The 16,032-nt window shown below is 54.7% G+C and carries 15 protein-coding genes; 4 read left to right on the plus strand and 11 right to left on the minus strand.

The annotated features are described in order from the left end of the window. Positions 1 to 28: 28 nt before the first annotated feature. Both ACR0EO_RS07855 and ACR0EO_RS07860 read right to left on the minus strand, forming a co-directional pair. Complete coding sequence (locus ACR0EO_RS07855) at positions 29 to 1,666, minus strand: sulfatase-like hydrolase/transferase (RefSeq protein WP_480688654.1); 1,638 nt, start codon at positions 1,664 to 1,666, stop codon at positions 29 to 31. 10 nt (positions 1,667 to 1,676) lie between these two features. Further along, positions 1,677 to 1,940, minus strand: a complete 264-nt coding sequence (locus ACR0EO_RS07860) for a hypothetical protein (RefSeq protein WP_480688656.1) — start codon at positions 1,938 to 1,940, stop codon at positions 1,677 to 1,679. A 122-nt stretch (positions 1,941 to 2,062) separates the two neighbouring features. Here ACR0EO_RS07860 and ACR0EO_RS07865 point away from each other — a divergent pair, with 122 nt between their 5' ends. Next, positions 2,063 to 3,370 carry a tetratricopeptide repeat protein gene (locus tag ACR0EO_RS07865; protein WP_480688658.1) on the plus strand — a complete coding sequence of 436 codons (1,308 nt, stop codon included), beginning with the start codon at positions 2,063 to 2,065 and terminating at the stop codon, positions 3,368 to 3,370. Positions 3,371 to 3,375: 5 nt separating this feature from the next. Here ACR0EO_RS07865 and ACR0EO_RS07870 read toward each other — a convergent pair whose 3' ends face one another. The 9 genes from ACR0EO_RS07870 to pdxR all read right to left on the minus strand — a co-directional run bounded on the left by ACR0EO_RS07870 (position 3,376) and on the right by pdxR (position 13,194). Beyond that, on the minus strand, positions 3,376 to 4,122 hold the full coding sequence (locus tag ACR0EO_RS07870) for a proteasome-type protease (RefSeq protein WP_480688660.1): 747 nt from the start codon (positions 4,120 to 4,122) through the stop codon (positions 3,376 to 3,378). A gap of 11 nt (positions 4,123 to 4,133) precedes the next feature. After that, a complete protein-coding gene (locus tag ACR0EO_RS07875) occupies positions 4,134 to 4,931 on the minus strand; it encodes a transglutaminase family protein (RefSeq protein ID WP_480688662.1) in 798 nt (265 codons plus the stop codon). A gap of 3 nt (positions 4,932 to 4,934) precedes the next feature. Then, the gene (locus ACR0EO_RS07880; RefSeq protein WP_480688664.1) at positions 4,935 to 5,876 is read right to left on the minus strand and encodes an alpha-E domain-containing protein; all 942 of its coding nucleotides are present in this window, start codon (positions 5,874 to 5,876) and stop codon (positions 4,935 to 4,937) included. Between the two features lie 3 nt (positions 5,877 to 5,879). Next, positions 5,880 to 7,298, minus strand: coding sequence for a circularly permuted type 2 ATP-grasp protein (locus tag ACR0EO_RS07885; protein WP_480688666.1), 1,419 nt, complete (start codon positions 7,296 to 7,298; stop codon positions 5,880 to 5,882). 135 nt (positions 7,299 to 7,433) lie between these two features. After that, the gene (locus ACR0EO_RS07890) at positions 7,434 to 8,414 is read right to left on the minus strand and encodes a sensor histidine kinase (protein WP_480688668.1); all 981 of its coding nucleotides are present in this window, start codon (positions 8,412 to 8,414) and stop codon (positions 7,434 to 7,436) included. Then, positions 8,411 to 9,088, minus strand: a complete 678-nt coding sequence (locus tag ACR0EO_RS07895; protein ID WP_480688670.1) for a response regulator transcription factor — start codon at positions 9,086 to 9,088, stop codon at positions 8,411 to 8,413. The genes ACR0EO_RS07890 and ACR0EO_RS07895 overlap by 4 nt, the downstream gene beginning before the upstream one ends. Beyond that, positions 9,085 to 10,647 (minus strand): DUF4153 domain-containing protein, encoded by a 1,563-nt coding sequence (locus ACR0EO_RS07900; protein WP_480688672.1) that lies wholly within the window; start codon positions 10,645 to 10,647, stop codon positions 9,085 to 9,087. Before ACR0EO_RS07900 ends, ACR0EO_RS07895 begins: the two co-directional genes overlap by 4 nt. 146 nt (positions 10,648 to 10,793) lie before the next feature. Then, complete coding sequence (locus ACR0EO_RS07905) at positions 10,794 to 11,711, minus strand: LysR family transcriptional regulator (RefSeq protein ID WP_480688674.1); 918 nt, start codon at positions 11,709 to 11,711, stop codon at positions 10,794 to 10,796. 46 nt (positions 11,712 to 11,757) lie between these two features. Next, complete coding sequence (gene pdxR / locus ACR0EO_RS07910) at positions 11,758 to 13,194, minus strand: MocR-like pyridoxine biosynthesis transcription factor PdxR (RefSeq protein ID WP_480688676.1); 1,437 nt, start codon at positions 13,192 to 13,194, stop codon at positions 11,758 to 11,760. Between the two features lie 59 nt (positions 13,195 to 13,253). Between pdxR and ACR0EO_RS07915 the strand changes: the two genes are divergently transcribed. The 3 genes from ACR0EO_RS07915 to ACR0EO_RS07925 all read left to right on the plus strand — a co-directional run bounded on the left by ACR0EO_RS07915 (position 13,254) and on the right by ACR0EO_RS07925 (position 16,021). Then, positions 13,254 to 13,904, plus strand: a complete 651-nt coding sequence (locus tag ACR0EO_RS07915) for a pyridoxamine 5'-phosphate oxidase family protein (protein WP_480688677.1) — start codon at positions 13,254 to 13,256, stop codon at positions 13,902 to 13,904. A 9-nt stretch (positions 13,905 to 13,913) separates the two neighbouring features. Further along, on the plus strand, positions 13,914 to 14,690 hold the full coding sequence (locus tag ACR0EO_RS07920) for a pyridoxine 5'-phosphate synthase (protein ID WP_480688679.1): 777 nt from the start codon (positions 13,914 to 13,916) through the stop codon (positions 14,688 to 14,690). Between the two features lie 488 nt (positions 14,691 to 15,178). Next, positions 15,179 to 16,021: a GNAT family N-acetyltransferase gene (locus ACR0EO_RS07925; protein WP_480688681.1), complete on the plus strand. Its 843-nt coding sequence runs from the start codon at positions 15,179 to 15,181 to the stop codon at positions 16,019 to 16,021. Positions 16,022 to 16,032: the final 11 nt, after the last annotated feature.

Below are 16,032 nucleotides of genomic sequence, written 5' to 3' on the forward strand. Positions count from 1 at the left end.
TTTACGATGAAATTTCTACGGACCTGAATTATTGCCAACTCATGAATGTCTCGCGTGCCAGTTCTGATTCCGGACGCAGGTTCTCGATCCCTTCATAGGGCTGGCCTTTCCCAATTTCCGAATGCGGGTATTTGGCGATCAGCTTCTGATGACGTTTGATCATGTCCTGAAACGAAGCCCCGGCCCACAGGGAGTAACCGACCAGCGGGTGTTCCTCGCGTGGGTCGCGGAAGACGTTGTAGGTGGGGGCCGCGGCACCGGGCTGGCCGGGGGCGGGCAGGTGCATCTTGAACTCTTGCTTGACCACAGACCTCAGAACCGGACCTTCGTAGACATAAACATAGTCGCGTCGCCCATGACCTTCGCCTTTTAGCAAGAGGGCGGTTTGATCAATTCCGTCGATGACACGGTCGCGTGGGATGTGATCGGTCGCCCCTGCAATCCGGGCCATGGTGGTAAAGATATCTGACACGTGAAAGATGTCGCCCGCCGCGCTGTTGGGCTCGATGACATTGGGCCAGCGAATAAAGGCATCGGTGCGCACGCCGCCTTCAAGGTGTTGGGTTTTTCCACCGCGATAGATCAGTTGGTTCAGACCTGAAGTGCCCTCGTAATGGTACATCAGGCCATTATCAGCCATCAGGATCACGATAGTGTTGTCTGCTTTTCCAGTTTCATCCAGGGCGCCCAGCAGATCTCCGATCCAGCTGTCCAGCAGTTGCAGTTTGTCTGCGTGGAAGCCACCGTTTCGCGAGATGGCCTGATCTGGATAGACGAAGTTCAGAGGGTAAAGAGGCCAGTATTGGAGGAAAAACGGTGCATCCTCGGCTGCGACACGTTGCAGCTGTTCCAGCGCCTGTTGTTGATAGCGCAGGTTCATCTCTTCGTATTTCGCCTGCGTCCAAACCTCACCCGCAGCCATGTCCACTTCGCGTGCCAAGCCGCCCGCTTCGGCTTCAACACCAGTGACCAGGCCGTAGGGCTTGAACCGTTCGTCCAGCAAGAACTGGTTACTCTGCCCCTCTGGGACGTACCCAAGCATTGCATTGGACCGCATTGCCTCGGGTGTCATAAGGCTGAGCTGAACTTGCTGGTGTAAGGGGAACGCGGCCCAGTCAAAGCCCTGGTTGTGGGGATATGCTTCTTCGATATCACCCTGATGCCATTTCCCGACATGAGTGGTGCTGTAGCCAACCTGTTTCAGGACTTCGGGCAATGTCACTTCCGAGGCCGGCAGGCCTTCGCCCACCAGCGCGACCTTGACTTCTTCGACGCCCGCGCGCACAGGATGGCGTCCTGTCAGCATGGCGGTGCGTGTTGGGGTGCAAGAGGGTTCTGTATACATCCGCATCAACGACAGGCCCTCAGTGGCCAGCTGGTTGATGTTTGGCGTCTCGATCCCCATCACATAATTCATCTTGCGTTCGCCCATCTGGCCGAAACTCACATCGTCTATCAGGATGTAGAGAAAGTTCGGGGGCTGTCCGTCGTTTGCGTCGCGGATTTCGGCCAGTTGGGCTTCGATCTCAACATCTTCGACGTCCCAGGTTTCGCCAAACTGTGCGCGTAGAAACTCAAATTCTCCATCGTGAACAATTGGGTTTTGTTGGGCGAAGGCCGTAGTGCTGGTCAGGACGAATATGGGAAGGACCTGGTTTAGTCGCATAACAAATTTCTCACTCTCGATTACTGGTTGGACGGGGGCGAGCGGCCGACAATCGTCGTTCAATGCTGGCGCGCAAATCCGAAAGGCATTCAGCTAAGTCCGCGAGGTATCGGGGCTGTGTTGCAGTGGCCGCGTTCGACCCTCTGGCCAACTCGGAAAAAACTTCGTGATAATCCGCGCAGATCTGGTCAAACTCTCTGTCTCGGGCCCGAAGGTCGTGCACTTGTTGAGCCGAGCCAGGGAACTGTACTTCAAAGAATTCGTTGTCTGTCATTGCGCGGGCGCTCTTTGGCTTCGATGCCCAAGCATGAATGCCACAGAATAAATCTTGAACGTAAAAAGGCGCATGTTACCGTAGCAACATGCCGCCAAGCCCTTATCTTGAAAGGATAGTTCTTGACTGCCCAGACCGCGGAAGATCAGCCGTCAAACGCGCCATCGCTCCCCAAGGAACAGATCAAAGAGGCGCTGGACCGGGTTTTAGCCTCTAAGGAATTCAAGGGATCTGCCAGGATGCAGTCGTTCCTGGCTTACGTTGTGAGCGAAGCCCTCGCCGGCAGAAAGGATGACATTCGCGCGAAAACGATTGCGATGGATGTGTACGGCTATGACGCGGAAGACCTGTCCCGGCGCGAAGGAGTGGTTCGGGTTGATGCGGGGCGTGTCCGTCGAAAGCTCAAGGCTTACTACAGCGGGGATGGGTCTCAGGATTCAATTGAAATTTCTTTGCCGGTTGGCAGCTATGCGCCCGAATTTCAATCAATTGGGACCGATGCGCCCGAATTGAAGTCTAGAGGTCTGCTGTGGTTCAGCGCGGCTGGGCTTGGAGTTGCAGGGCTCGTGACCGCTGTTTTTCTGGGTTGGCCTTTGTCCGAAAGCGAGCGGCCTAAATCCACAATCTATGACGTTTCACCAACGCGGGTTGAGGCTATGAACCTTTGCAACACAGGGCGTGATCTGATTTTCCCAGTCGTTGACCTGTCCAGACTGCGTCCCGCCTTGCTGGTCTTTGAAACCGCTATTGAGCGAGATCCATTGTACTTCTGCGGATATGCGGGAGCGGCGCAGGTTGAAACCATGCTGGCTGTTTTGCAGTTCAATCTTCCAGCAGGGGATGAGCTGCTTGGTTCGGCGGATGAACACAGCGCTTATGCTTTGGAATTGGCACCTGATGCACCGTGGGCTTTGTCAGCTCGGGCTTGGTACGAGTTCGGGATTGGGAATTTTGGTCAGGCGGTTAGCTTGTCTTCGCGTGCAACTAACCTCGCGCCCGACGATCCGCATGTTGCCGAGTTTGATGCGTTGATTTCACTCTACACATCGAATTTTGCTCGTATCATTTCGCATGCCGACCGGTATCGCGCGCTATCCGAAAATGGTGGTTTGGTTCTGGGGAACGCGTTAGGGGCTGCGCAGTTTCATACGGGGGACTATGCGGCTGCGATCGAAACCTATGAGGAAACCATCGCAGAAGGGGGGCCGTTCGGGCCGATTTCCACCGCCTATCTTATGGCAGCGCATTGGAAGAATGGTGAGGAAATGGAGGCGCGTCGATTGGCAGAGATGTTTGTGGAAACCTGGCCCAATTTCCCGCTTGCCGCTGTAAAAAACAGGGTCTTTGCCGACGCGCAGCCGGTCGAAGAACTGACCGAAGCTATGACGGCGGCTGGTTGGGCGAGTAATACCGTTATTCTCGAAAATTAAGCGCGTTACTCTGTCGAAAGATCCAGATCGTAGTCCGGAAGTTTTGCCAAAGCCGATTTCAGGGCGTCACCCCATCCATCCGAAATCGTCCGGAAATAGGGATCGTCTGCCTTGAATCTGGTGCGCTGACCGTCGGCTAGGCTGTCCTCTTCGTATAGCAGCAGATCCAATGGTGCTCCGACGGATAGGTTCGCTTTGATTGTTGAGTCAAAGCTGACGAGCAACAGCTTTACGGTCTCGGAAAAACTCATCTCAGGATCGTATGCCCGAACCAGAATAGGGCGACCGTATTTGGTTTCGCCAATCTGAAAGAACGGCGTGTCTGCGCCGGCTTCGATGAAGTTGCCTTCGGGATAGATCAGAAACAGCCGGGAAGGGCCGCCTTTAATCTGACCACCCAAAATAAGCGTGGCGTGAAATGCGCTGTCGGCCTGTTGACCCGCGCGGGCGTGCATTTCAATGACATCTTTCAGCGTTTCAGAAACCAGTTGGGCCACCTGAAACATGGTCGGAGCTTCAAGAATAGAAGGCGCGCGGTCTTCCGGAGCTTTTGTCCGCTCTTCCAGCATGCTGACAGTGGCCTGTGTGGTCGCCAGATTGCCGGCAGTCAAAAGCGTTATGGAGCGATCGCCTTCGACCGTCCAGTTGAACATCTTTTCAAAGGTCGAGATGTTGTCCACGCCTGCATTGGTGCGGGTGTCAGACATGAACACCAATCCGCGGTTCAACCGCATCCCCACAGCATAGGTCATGTTTTTCTCCGCTACTGCTGTGCGACCAGCAACTGCACCGATAGCTGCTCGCCCGCTGTCCCGATTCTGCTCCCTATTACTGGCGCAGCCTCTGCATAGTCCAGACCGGTCGCGACGCGAACATATCGATTGTCCGGGGATATTCCGTTCGAGACATCGAACCCAACCCATCCCAAGCCGTCGATATGAACTTCGGCCCACGCATGTGTGGCGTCCTGATGCTCCACGTCATCCATCATGAGGTATCCCGAAACATACCGTGCTGGCAGTCCAAGCTTGCGCGCGCACGCTATGAAAATGTGCGCGTGATCCTGACATACTCCGCATCCGGCTTCGATGGCGTCCTCGGCTGTCCAATCCGGTTTCGAGCAGCCGATCTCATACTTGACCTGATCGCGCACCAGAGCGGAAAGGGCATGTAAACGGTCCAGTGGTTCAGCATCTGGCAACGCATTCACAAGGCCTGAAACACCCTTTTTCGGCGTGGTTTGGGGTGTCTCTCTTTTGAATAGCCAAAGCGGCGTGGACCCTTCGTGCTTGCCTAATATGCCATGAGTGTCCTCAACCTCGACCACGCCCTCTGAAACCAAGGCAACAAATGAGGTGTTCGGTTCAAAGCTAATCAGCTCAACTGTATTTCGGTGGCAATCCTCAAAGCTCAGCTCTTTTTGGCCGCCGCTGATCCGAGTGTCCCAACTCAGGACATTCTGATTACGAAAGGACTTTGGTGTTTTCCTCAGTTGTTGAAGGCCAAAAGGTACTGGCGCATCAAAGTCATAACGGGTTTCGTGTCGGATATGCAGTTTCATGGATTACTCATAAAAACGATAATCGATTTCGATTTGGCGGCTTATTCCGGCTAGATGCGTCAGCGTGTCCTGAATGTACTCGTGAAGCCCATACTCGAAGACCCCCGAGATCTCTTGATCCGACAGCCGTGCATATAGCGCTCGGGACGCATCACCTGACGGCATCTCAGAGCCGTAGTCTTTCTGCAGCAGGGCGAGGCTTTCCTGAATGTGGCGGCAGCAATAACTCAGGCTGCGGGGCATACGTTCATCCAGGATCATGAATTCGGCAATTTCAGATGGAGAAGTTTTCTGCCCGTGGGTCATGCGATAGGCACCACCTGCACCAACGGAACGCAGGATGCTCTCCCATTGTGCATTGTCGAGCGATGACCCGACCGAGAAGGCTGTTGGCAGAAGAACATAATACTTCACATCCAATATCCGGCCGGTGTTGTCTGCGCGCTCTATGAACGTGCCCAGTTGGGCGAAATCATGAATATCATTGCGCAGCATCGTGCCCAGGTAAGCCCCGCGCACCAGTGCCGTTTGGTGGCGAACCAATTCGAGCACACCGGGAAGATCACGTTCATTGACTTTGCGCCTCAGCTGCTCTTCCACCCGCATCCAAGTGGCGTTGATTGCGCTCCATACATCATATGTGAGCGCTGTGCGAACCAACCGGGCATTGTCGCGCGCCTGCTTGATGACTGACCGTACCGAGGAAGGGTTTTCGGTGTCCCGCAACATCCAATCGATGGCACTGTCCTTTGTCACCTTTTCGTACTTGGCTTGGTACCCCGCAAGAACACCGGCTGTTTGCATGACCGGCCCCCATTCTTCGTTTGCGTTGTTGGTTCTGGTCAGAGCCATCCGTTGACCGGTTTCCAGCAACCTTGCTGTATTCTCGGCGCGTTCAAGATAGCGGGTCATCCAGAACAAGCCGCCTGCAGTTTTTCCCAGCATGGCTTAATCCTCCAGAACCCAGGTGTCTTTGGTTCCGCCGCCCTGGCTGGAATTCACCACAAGCGACCCTTTCTTGAGCGCCACGCGCGTCAGACCACCCGGAGTGATCTTGATCCCATCCGGTGACACCAGAACAAATGGACGTAAATCCACATGTCGAGGGGCAAGCCCGGATCGAGTAAAGATGGGCACTGTCGACAGAGACAGAGTGGGCTGGGCAATGTAGTTGGCCGGGCGCGCCTTCAATTTGCTTCGGAATGCCGCTAACTCGCGTTTACTGGCAGTTGGCCCGATCAACATGCCATACCCGCCAGAGCCGTGCACCTCTTTCACGACGAGATCGGACAGGTTGTCGAGAACGTAAGACAAAGCTTCCGGGTCGGCGCATCGCCAGGTTGGAACGTTTTGCAGCAGGGGCTTTTCGCCAGTGTAAAACTCGACGATTTCGGGCATGTACGAGTATATGGCCTTGTCGTCCGCGATCCCCGTACCCGGCGCGTTTGCAATTGTTATGCCGCCTGCGCGGTAAACATCCATTATTCCGGGAACGCCCAAGGCACTGTTTGGATTAAAGTTCAGCGGGTCGAGGAAATCGTCATCCACCCGTCTATAAAGTACGTCAATTGGTCGGTATCCACGTGTTGTGCGCATACAAACACGGCCGCCTACAACGCGCAGATCGTGACCTTCAACCAATTCCACGGCCATTTGATCGGCCAGAAACGCGTGCTCAAAGTAGGCGGAATTGTAGATGCCGGGGGTCAGTACCGCAACGGTGGGCTCTCCGGAAGAACAGCTTGGTGCGCTGGCCGCCAAAGATTGCCGCAAGCTGCGGGGGTAATCCGACACACTTCTTACATTGTTGGCGCTGAAGAGCTCTGGAAACATCTTGAGCATGGTTTCACGGTTTTCCAGCATATAGCTGACGCCCGAAGGGGTGCGCGCGTTGTCCTCCAACACATAAAACTCGTCGGGGCCGGTGCGCACCAAGTCAATTCCGACGATATGGGTATAGACATTTCCTGGCGGGGCGACCCCAATCATCTGGGGCAGGAAGGCCTCGTTTTCGGAAATCATACTGGCTGGTATGCGACCGGCCCTGACAATCTCCTGACGGTGGTAGATATCGAACAGAAAAGCATTGATCGCACGCACCCTCTGTTCGATGCCGCGTTCAAGGCGCTGCCATTCCCGGCCGGAAATAACCCGAGGAACGATGTCGAAAGGGATCAGGCGTTCTTCGGCTTCGGCTTTGCCATAAACGTTGAACGTTATGCCTGTTAATCGAAAGACTTCTTCGGCTTCGCGTTGTTTCGCGCGTAATCTCGAAACGTCTTCTGCTTTGAACCAACGGCCGATTTCTTCGTAAGGTCCGCGAAGAGAACCGTCATTGCTATACATTTCATCAAAATACTCACTCATGCGTAAAGCTTGACGAACACGCTTGGGTTTTCAAGCGAAACGCCAAAGGTTCTCGCGCAGGTTGGGATTATTGATTAATTTTTGGGCGTTTCGAAAAGGAAAAGGGAAGCACTGTGATGCGACGTAACTGCTTTATTAAGTTGCCTGAGCATCGAAACGGATGGAAAAGCCCGCGCCGATTTCGGTGGGCGCCAAGGCAATATCCGCGTTGTGCGCTCGCAGTGTGTTGCGAACGATGGCAAGCCCCATCCCCGTTCCGCCCTGTTCACGTTTCGTCGTAAAAAAAGGATCAAAGATGCGGGCCGCATTACCGGATGATACCGCTTGCCCGTCGTTCGTGACCCGCAAGAATACATGTAAGTCACGATCCTCAACCGTTATGTTCACGCCTTTAGCGCCGTGCTCTTGTGCATTGCTAAGCAAGTGACGCAGAACCAAAAGCAGGCCCTTGGAACCGATTGGAATATCAACCCCGCCGCCATCGACTGCCACAGAAAGAGTTGGAAAGTCGCGGTGAAGAGAGTTTGCAACCTCATTCACAGTTGTCGAACCATCATGGCGTGCTTCGCGAGCACGTGCCATCTGGCGCATGGCTTCGATCTGTTGCTCCATCTGGTTCGTGGCGCTGGTGATCTGAGCGACAAGGCGCAGGTTTTCACCAGACAACGAAGGATCGTCCTGCAAGAGTTCCGTGGCTGCCCGGAGGGTCGCAACCGGAGTTTTCAGTTCATGCGTGACGTGGTCCGAGAAGCTGCGGATCGTAGTCTCACGATTTCGCAGGGTGTCTGCCATGTTGATAACGCTTTGCGCGGTGGCCCGCAGTTCACGCGTTCCGAAATGAGATGGCGGTGACGACGGTTGCGATGGATGGTGCGCCACCTGTGTGGCGAAACGTTCCAGCGCCGAAATCGGCCTGAGTAATAGCCGAACCAGTAGCCACCCCAAAATGGCAGTCATCGCGGTTATAACCAAAGCCAGAAAGATCGCAGAGTTTTGATATCCAAACTCGGGCCCAAGGTACCGGAACGCTACCAGTCCGCTTAGCGACAAAAGTAACGTACCGCAGAGGGCACCCCCCAGCACAAATGCAAGGCTTGGGCGCCATCTGCGCCTCATGCCGATATCTCGTGAATGCGAATGCCAACCCCGTGCACTGTTTCAATGGCGTTGGCACATCCGGCCTGCGCCAACTTGCCCCGTAAATTGCGCAGGTGACTATCCAAGGTTCTGTCGGAAACTTGCGACAACGCGCCCCAGACCGCATTGATCAACTGCGCTCGGCTGTGCACCTGAGAGGGTCGGTCAACCAACGCAGCTAGCAAGTTAAACTCGGTTGCAGTCAGCGTGACACTTTGATCGTCCAGCCTGCACGTGTGCGCGGCTTTATCCAGAGTGATCCGGCCATGGGAGACCACTGATGTTTGTCGCGGTCCCGACGTTCTTTTCAGAATTGCCCGAACCCGTGCGACGAGTTCGCGGGGGCTAAAAGGTTTGGTAACATAGTCATCAGCACCCATCTCCAAGCCCAACACACGGTCGATTTCATCATCACGTGCAGTCAAGAACAGGATTGGAACGTCAGATCTAGCCCGTATTCGTCGGCACACTTCGAAGCCGTCCAGTTCAGGTAGGCCAATGTCCAGAACGATCAGGTCTGGCGCTTCGCGCGCCGCGTGCGTGAGCGCAATCTGACCGTCGCTTGCGGTCACCACCTGAAACCCAGCACGTTCTAACGCCAAGCCAACGAGTTCGCGCAGGCCGGGGTCATCGTCAACCAACAGGATTTTCATTGCGCCTCACTTTGTGTGTTTGAGGCAAGATAGCCATTCACGCGTGCAGTGCGAAAGTCCCATACTCGCCACGCGGGTTCAGTTGGGGTCGGGTGCACACAGTCATAAGCCCAGCTGGGAACAGAATTGATCGGTTGCCGTTTCATCTGCTCCACGATCGCCTTTGCTGCCGAATGCCCCAAGCTGCACAGATAAACCCAGTCTGTGTTTGCCTGTGTCCTGGGGTCTGCGGCCCGAGAAAGCGTGTCAGTTGCGATCAGCGCGGCAAAATTGACAAAGGCGCAGAGATATAGCGTTCCAACCCCCAATGCGGTCACTCGCAGCAGTAACCAATAAGACGAATTGTTCCGCATGACCTGCCAGGCAACCATCACTAAACCTGCTGCGACCAATCCCATCCAGATCAGAGCGTAAACGCGCAAATAGGTCAGTCCAAAAGCCTCGATATACAGGTGCAATCGGAATGCGGCAGATAAGGTTAGCAAAACGTTCTGAGCCAACCACATCAGCAGCAACGGCTTCAACGAAGGGTTCTGTTTTAGAAAGGGGCGCGCGGCCAATGCAAAGGCTCCGGCCAGCAAGGCAGTGGCCAAAAGTGGGTATGCCCCCCGGTGAGCGTAGGTCGCGTGGCTCATACCCTCCGGCAACTCAGCTCCACCCAAAAGGATCGACGCATCCATCAGGCTCTGCACGGCAAGCATCAGGTTGAAAAGGATTAGGGCTCGGAATACCGAACCGGCGTTCAGCAAGCGCGAGGTATTCCAGCCCGGGGCTTTCATTTTGGCCGGTGCCTCAGGTGCTGTGACCATCAGCAGAGGCCAGATCAACAGTGCCAATCCGGTCCAGAAAACGATGCGCTGAACGAGAGAGAAAACATCGATATCCACTTGGAAGACCCGCATCAGCGCGTGCTCTAGTACTGGGTTCGCGCTGATGAGCAGAGCGCTTAGCACAAGGACGCCCCCCAGTGGAAAAGCCCAGTTTCGAGCAAGCGATTTGATAAAATGATTTGAACTGTCCAAAGCTTTGACATGATTGCGCCAGTCTCTGAAACGAGAGGACATTTCTCCCATACCCGCAGTCGGCAATGTCTCGATTATCCGCAATATGGAGGCCGCAAGCCAAGGACCCATATCTTTCGCTTTGACGGTATGAGGCAGCCGCAACAGCGCGATGGCTGTTACGAGCCCAGCAGTGAGGATGGCCAATGACAACAGTTGCACATGTTCAAGAATAGGCAGAGTGCCGAGCAGCAGAATGGCCGAGGCCGCCATCTTCCTTTGGCTGCTGGGGGCGCGAAAAATCACAACGGCAAAGATGCACCATGCAAAAACACCAAGGGACAGCCCTGGTTTGTACACCCAAAGCAATTGATCCCCAAGTAAAACCAACAAGAGCATTGCGACTGGTCGGGGTAGCCAACTGTCGGCGACCAAACCCGAACCTTTCGGGCGGGCAGGGCGCGCGTGGCCTTCGGACGGTACTGCCTCGCTCGCAAGCCACCAGCTATCTTGTGCCAATGAGGCCGGTAGGCCACGGATGACAAGTTCTTTGGGCATTTGTTTCTCCATTCCGAGTTTTTCCCAGAATGGAACGTCCGCTTGCAGGTAATCCGCAGCAGATGTGCAGAATTCGTGCAGCTCTGCATTTTAGGGTTTAGAGGGCAATGGCCTAGCTTGTTGTTCCGATTGGCAGGTTTGCGGTATTAATCGCTCACGACTTCTCGGATGACCTGTCGCATCCATTTGTGCCGTTTGGAGTCATTCGAACGAACGTGCCAGATGGCGGATATCGTATCTTTCGGCATTGAGAAGGGTGGGGTGCAAAAGGCGAAGTCTTTGAAGGTTGTCTGATGTAGCCGAGAGGGCATGAGCGCGACCATATCAGTGCCGCGTAATACCGAAGCAACCGCGGAAAAGTTGGGCAAGCTGACCGCTATGCGACGGGTGCGGTCAAGGCCAGCCAGCACGTGGTCGACTGACGTTTTCTCAGACACGCCGGGCGCCATAATTATGTGATCGGCAGCACAATAGTCCTCAAGACTGTCCGGAGCATTGCGCTGGTTGTCGTCGTAATAGACCATGTCTGAGTCATCGATCAGCACGCGGCGCTGCTTAATGTCAGTTTCGTCAGACTTCAGTTCTGGTGCCAATACCAAATCAACCTCTCCGCCTCGCAAAAGATCTGCCCATTCCCGATCTGCGCGTGCGCGGAGCACACGAACCTGTACGCCCGGGGCATCACAGCGCAATCGATGAATGAATGGCTTTATGATTAGTTCCACTTCATAATCTGTGGCGGCAATTACGAAGGGCTGTGTGTCCGAACTCGGGTCATATGCGCCAGCTTGCGAAAACCGCGCCATCCGTTCCAGAATCAATTGGGCTTCGACAACCAGAGCGTCTGCTCTTTCGGTTGGGGTAATGCTTCGTCCCATCGGTACGAAGAGATCGTCACCGGTGATTGCCCGTAAGCGGTTCAACCCGTGGCTCACTGTGGATTGGGTTACTCCCATCGCCTGCGCGGCGGCGGTGACAGACCCCGTTTCATGTACGGCCACCAGCATTTTCAGTAACCGTCCGTCCAACGACAATTGATCGACTTTGTTCATGGGAGCAAACATTACTTCTCCAGCTGTCTTAATCAATCACGGCGTTGGCTGGAGCGGTTCACTGCTTTGCAAAGAGAATATCGATCAACCGTTCCGCTGCATGTGAGAGCGTGTCTTCATCAAACGCTGCATAGCCAAGGAGAAGGCCCTGCATCTTTTTCGGCAGGACGCAGTGGGTCGATAGTGCACTTACCCTCAAACCGTCTTCCCCGGCCTGCTTGCCGATATCAGTGTCGGACATTTTGGCCGTCAGTCGCGCCTTGGGTTCAACACAAAGATGCATCCCTGACGTATCCGCCTGAAGGTTCAGTAAATCTGATGCTGGGCTGAGCGCCTCTAAAAGATGCGCTTGGCGGCGCGCATATATCCGTCGCATGCGCCGCAGGTGCATAGCGAACTCACCGCTGTCCATGAATTTGGCCAGTGCGGGTTGTGGGATCAGTGAGGCGCGTGGTCCAATACGCCCAAGATATGCTTGTGTTTTTTCCACCAAGCCTTTCGGCACCACCATGTAGCCGATCCTGAGTGCGGGGCTGACGAGCTTTGAAAAGCTGCCGAGGTAGATTGTGTTGTTCAGCCCATCCAGCCCGGACAAAGACGGCAAAGGTTGCCCTCGATAGCGGAACTCACTGTCATAATCGTCTTCGATCACCAAGGCACCGGTCTGTCTGGCCCAATCAAGCAAAGCGATACGGCGGGGCACGGGGAGGCTTACTCCGGTTGGGTAGTGTCGCGACGGTGTGACGATTGCGGCGTCGGCTTTGCGCGGAAGGCGAGCCACATTCAGCCCGTCATTGTCGATGCGCACTGGGTGAGCGTTATTGGCTGTATCAGATAAGATCGCATGCAGCTTGGGCCAGCAGGGGTCTTCGATTGCGACCGTTTTCCCTGTTCCGAGCAGCCCATGGAAAATAACTTCGAAGGCTTCTCGTGCACCCGATGTTATAACGACCTGTCCGGGATCACAGGCCAGTTGGCGCCATGCGAGCAAGTGATCGGCGATAGCTCCTCGCAAAGGATACCAACCGAAGGGATCTGGGCGCGCCAAAAGATCAGGCTCGGGGTTGCGCCAAGTGCGCTCCAAGTGGCGGGCCCATTGTCTGTTGGGCAGCAGGGATTGATCCGGTAGGCCGGTTTGGAAAGGTCGCCAAGGTTGAGTCGTCGGGCCGTGCGGGCGGGCAATCGGCTGCGGTTGGGACAGGTGGGTGATGTCGCTGGCAACATATGTTCCGCTGCCTTGCCGTGTGATCAAATACCCCTCGCTGATCATCTGATCGTAAACCGCTTGGACAGTGGTGCGTGAAATCGACAACTCGGATGCGAGGGTTCGGCTGGCCGGCAATCGCGCGCCAACCAGATCGGGCGACGCGGCTATGAGCTCTCGCAACGCCTCAAGCAATTGCGCCTGAAGAGATGGCTTGAGCGTTGTGTCCAGCGAAATCGCAAACAGGTCGCGGTCTAAATTGGACTTAGAAGAAGTTTTAAAATTGGACATTTTATAAAAACCAATATCCGGGCATCAGTATAACAGCAAGACTAAACCCGAGCGATAAGATGACTGATACACTTACCATCACCGACCGAAGCCGCCTGCGCCGATCGCATCAGCGGGGGCATTTCGACCGCGCCACGATTAACGCCATTCTGGACGCTCAGCCCATGTGCAGTGTTGGCTATGTCATTGATGGCAAGCCTTTTGTCACACCAACTTTGCAGTGGCGTGAGGGTAACCATGTATATTGGCATGGCTCGTCGGCCAGCCGCGCCCTGCGTAACTCTCGCAATACCCAGGTTTGTCTTTCAGTTGCGATTTTGGACGGTTTTGTACTGGCGCGGTCGGGAATGCACCACTCCGTCAACTCGCGGTCTGTCACTCTGTACGGTGAGGCCGTTAAGGTCGAGGATCCGGCCGAAAAGCTCGACAAGCTGGGCAGGTTTGTAAACGGGCTGTTTCCTGGGCGGTATGAAAGTCTGCGGCCAGATCATGCGCAGGATCTGAAAGCAACGATGGTTTTGGGAATGGAGATATCAGAGGGGAGCGCCAAAATCCGTACGGGTGGCCCAATTGATGAAGAAGAGGATTATGATCTTCCGATCTGGGCTGGTGTAATTCCCGTTCACAACTCGGTGGGTGAGCCGATCCCTGATCCGAGAAACAAAAAAGGTGTGCTGATGCCCGAGCACGTTCGGACTTTTAAGGTATAGGACAAGCTGATGACGGACTTATCAGTAAACCTGAATGTCGCAGCCTTGCTGCGCAACAGAAGAGAACATCCGTGGCCGGATATAGTGGACTTGGCCCGAATTGCCCTGACTGCTGGTGCGGCCGGGGTGACGGTCCACCCCCGGCCAGATGAGCGCCACACCCGTCCTGGCGACGTTCGTGCATTGCGAGCATTGCTGGATGCAGAGTTTTCGGACCGCGAACTGAATGTCGAAGGCTATCCGGACGCGCGGTTTCTGTCACTTGTTCAGGAAGTGCGCGCGGATCAGGTCACACTGGTGCCAGACGATCCGGCGCAAGCAACCAGCGACCATGGCTGGGATTTTGACCTGCATGATGCGATGCTTGCAGAGGTGGTTTCGTTGCTCAAGTCGAATGGGCATCGCGTTTCTCTTTTCGCTGATCCAGATTCAAGCCAGATGGCTAGCGCGGCGCGCACGGGGACAGATAGGGTAGAGTTTTACACAGGCCCGTTTGGCAGTTCTTATGACGATGCGAACGCCGAGAAACAGGAACTCGACCGTTTGGCAGCTGCTGCAACTGCTGCTGAAGAACTGGGTCTAGGGATTAACGCAGGGCATGATCTGACCGTCTCGGGGACGAACAAACTGATCGCGCGTATCCCTAGTATCGCCGAAGTGTCCATCGGCCACGCTCTGTTCTGTGATGCGCTGACCTTTGGAATGAAAAACACCGTTCGGCGGTATCTTGACGCGTGTGCAGCCGAGGGAAATGACGCCGGACAAAAATTGGAACGACAAATGTGAGCAACGCCATAAGCAGATTGGGCGCGCTAATTTGGCTGAGCTGACGCGCTGACGTCATTTTGGTTTTCAAACGATGCCCTGCCGGATTCCGTGGTCGAAGCCGTGATGGATGTGATCACCGAGCGCGGTTTTCGACAGGCCATCGTTCCCAATGGAGAGGCATGGCGGACGAAGTTCAGTGAACGCGATAAAGGGTTTGGGAAACGTGATGTGCTCGTTTTCGCATCCGAACGTTTGTCCTCAAGCTTTATTTGAATTTCTGGTCCCCTCAAGGATCAGACTGACCGGCTGCATGATGGCCAGCTAGGTATTTCGATCAATGAAGGTGTAAGGGAGGAGTACGAAGCGTTGGTTCGATAGAAAAGTGACCAACGCTATGGCAAACAGACCAAGCGCTAGCTCATTGTGCCAGCGCTAAGCGCCGCTTACTTTCGGACTAATTTCTATTCAGAACTACATTCAAGTTCTTCGGGCCGGGAACATATACTATGTCTGCACGGATAATCACGTCTGCATCGGGCTGTTCGATGGATGCTTTGCGAGAGGCTGTGCTTGATGCCTTCTCGGACTATGCGGTTCCTCTCCAGCTCAATTCGAGGCAATTCGCAGACATGATGCAGCAGCGCGGCTTAGACTTGCTCAGCTCTCGCGTTGCGACCATTGATGATCGGATTGCAGGCATATGGCTGACTTCTATCCGCAACGACCGCGCGTATTTGATCTCTAGCGGTACTCGGCCGGCCCATCGATCCCGTGGCATCGCACGCGCAATGGCTAATGAAAGCATTGCCTTCTTACGTTCCGCAGGCGTGCATTCCTTTCAGTTGGAAGTTCTGCGCAACAATGACACCGCCGCGGCGCTGTACGTGTCATTGGGTATGGAGAAGCAAAGGCTACTTGATTGCTATAACCTTCCATCTTCTGGCCGGTTTAACGCCGCCTCATTGCCGTTCAAGCAAGTTCCTTGGGATCATATTTCGCCAATAGCAAATGACCTTTGCGACTGGGAGCCGTCTTGGCAAAACGACACGCAATCGCTGAACGCAATATCCGGTCAGTTGCTTTGCCTGGCATTGTACGAGGGTAAAGAACTCACGGCTTATGCAGCGGTTCATCCTGAAACAGGAACGATACACCAAATTGCTGTGCGTACGAACGCTCGACGCAACGGGATCGCAACAGCTTTGATTGCAGAAATTCAAAACCGTCTGCCCGCGCTCGATCTGAGGTTGATCAATGTTTGCCGTACAGATCAAGCGTTTCGTGGTTTGATGTCTCGTTTAGGGGCAGCTGAGTTAAACGGGCAGTACGAATTAAAGATGTCGCTGTGATCACAGAAGCA

The sequence above is a fragment of the Ruegeria sp. BE9 genome (assembly GCF_056538765.1).

Coding starts and splice junctions, on each gene's coding strand:
- ACR0EO_RS07855 (WP_480688654.1), bottom strand. CDS start 1,666: ATGCGACTAAACCAGGTCCTTCCCATATTCGTCCTGACCAGCACTACG.
- ACR0EO_RS07860 (WP_480688656.1), bottom strand. CDS start 1,940: ATGACAGACAACGAATTCTTTGAAGTACAGTTCCCTGGCTCGGCTCAA.
- ACR0EO_RS07870 (WP_480688660.1), bottom strand. CDS start 4,122: ATGACCTATGCTGTGGGGATGCGGTTGAACCGCGGATTGGTGTTCATG.
- ACR0EO_RS07875 (WP_480688662.1), bottom strand. CDS start 4,931: ATGAAACTGCATATCCGACACGAAACCCGTTATGACTTTGATGCGCCA.
- ACR0EO_RS07880 (WP_480688664.1), bottom strand. CDS start 5,876: ATGCTGGGAAAAACTGCAGGCGGCTTGTTCTGGATGACCCGCTATCTT.
- ACR0EO_RS07885 (WP_480688666.1), bottom strand. CDS start 7,298: ATGAGTGAGTATTTTGATGAAATGTATAGCAATGACGGTTCTCTTCGC.
- ACR0EO_RS07890 (WP_480688668.1), bottom strand. CDS start 8,414: ATGAGGCGCAGATGGCGCCCAAGCCTTGCATTTGTGCTGGGGGGTGCC.
- ACR0EO_RS07895 (WP_480688670.1), bottom strand. CDS start 9,088: ATGAAAATCCTGTTGGTTGACGATGACCCCGGCCTGCGCGAACTCGTT.
- ACR0EO_RS07900 (WP_480688672.1), bottom strand. CDS start 10,647: ATGCCCAAAGAACTTGTCATCCGTGGCCTACCGGCCTCATTGGCACAA.
- ACR0EO_RS07905 (WP_480688674.1), bottom strand. CDS start 11,711: ATGTTTGCTCCCATGAACAAAGTCGATCAATTGTCGTTGGACGGACGG.
- pdxR (WP_480688676.1), bottom strand. CDS start 13,194: ATGTCCAATTTTAAAACTTCTTCTAAGTCCAATTTAGACCGCGACCTG.
- ACR0EO_RS07915 (WP_480688677.1), top strand. CDS start 13,254: ATGACTGATACACTTACCATCACCGACCGAAGCCGCCTGCGCCGATCG.
- ACR0EO_RS07920 (WP_480688679.1), top strand. CDS start 13,914: ATGACGGACTTATCAGTAAACCTGAATGTCGCAGCCTTGCTGCGCAAC.
- ACR0EO_RS07925 (WP_480688681.1), top strand. CDS start 15,179: ATGTCTGCACGGATAATCACGTCTGCATCGGGCTGTTCGATGGATGCT.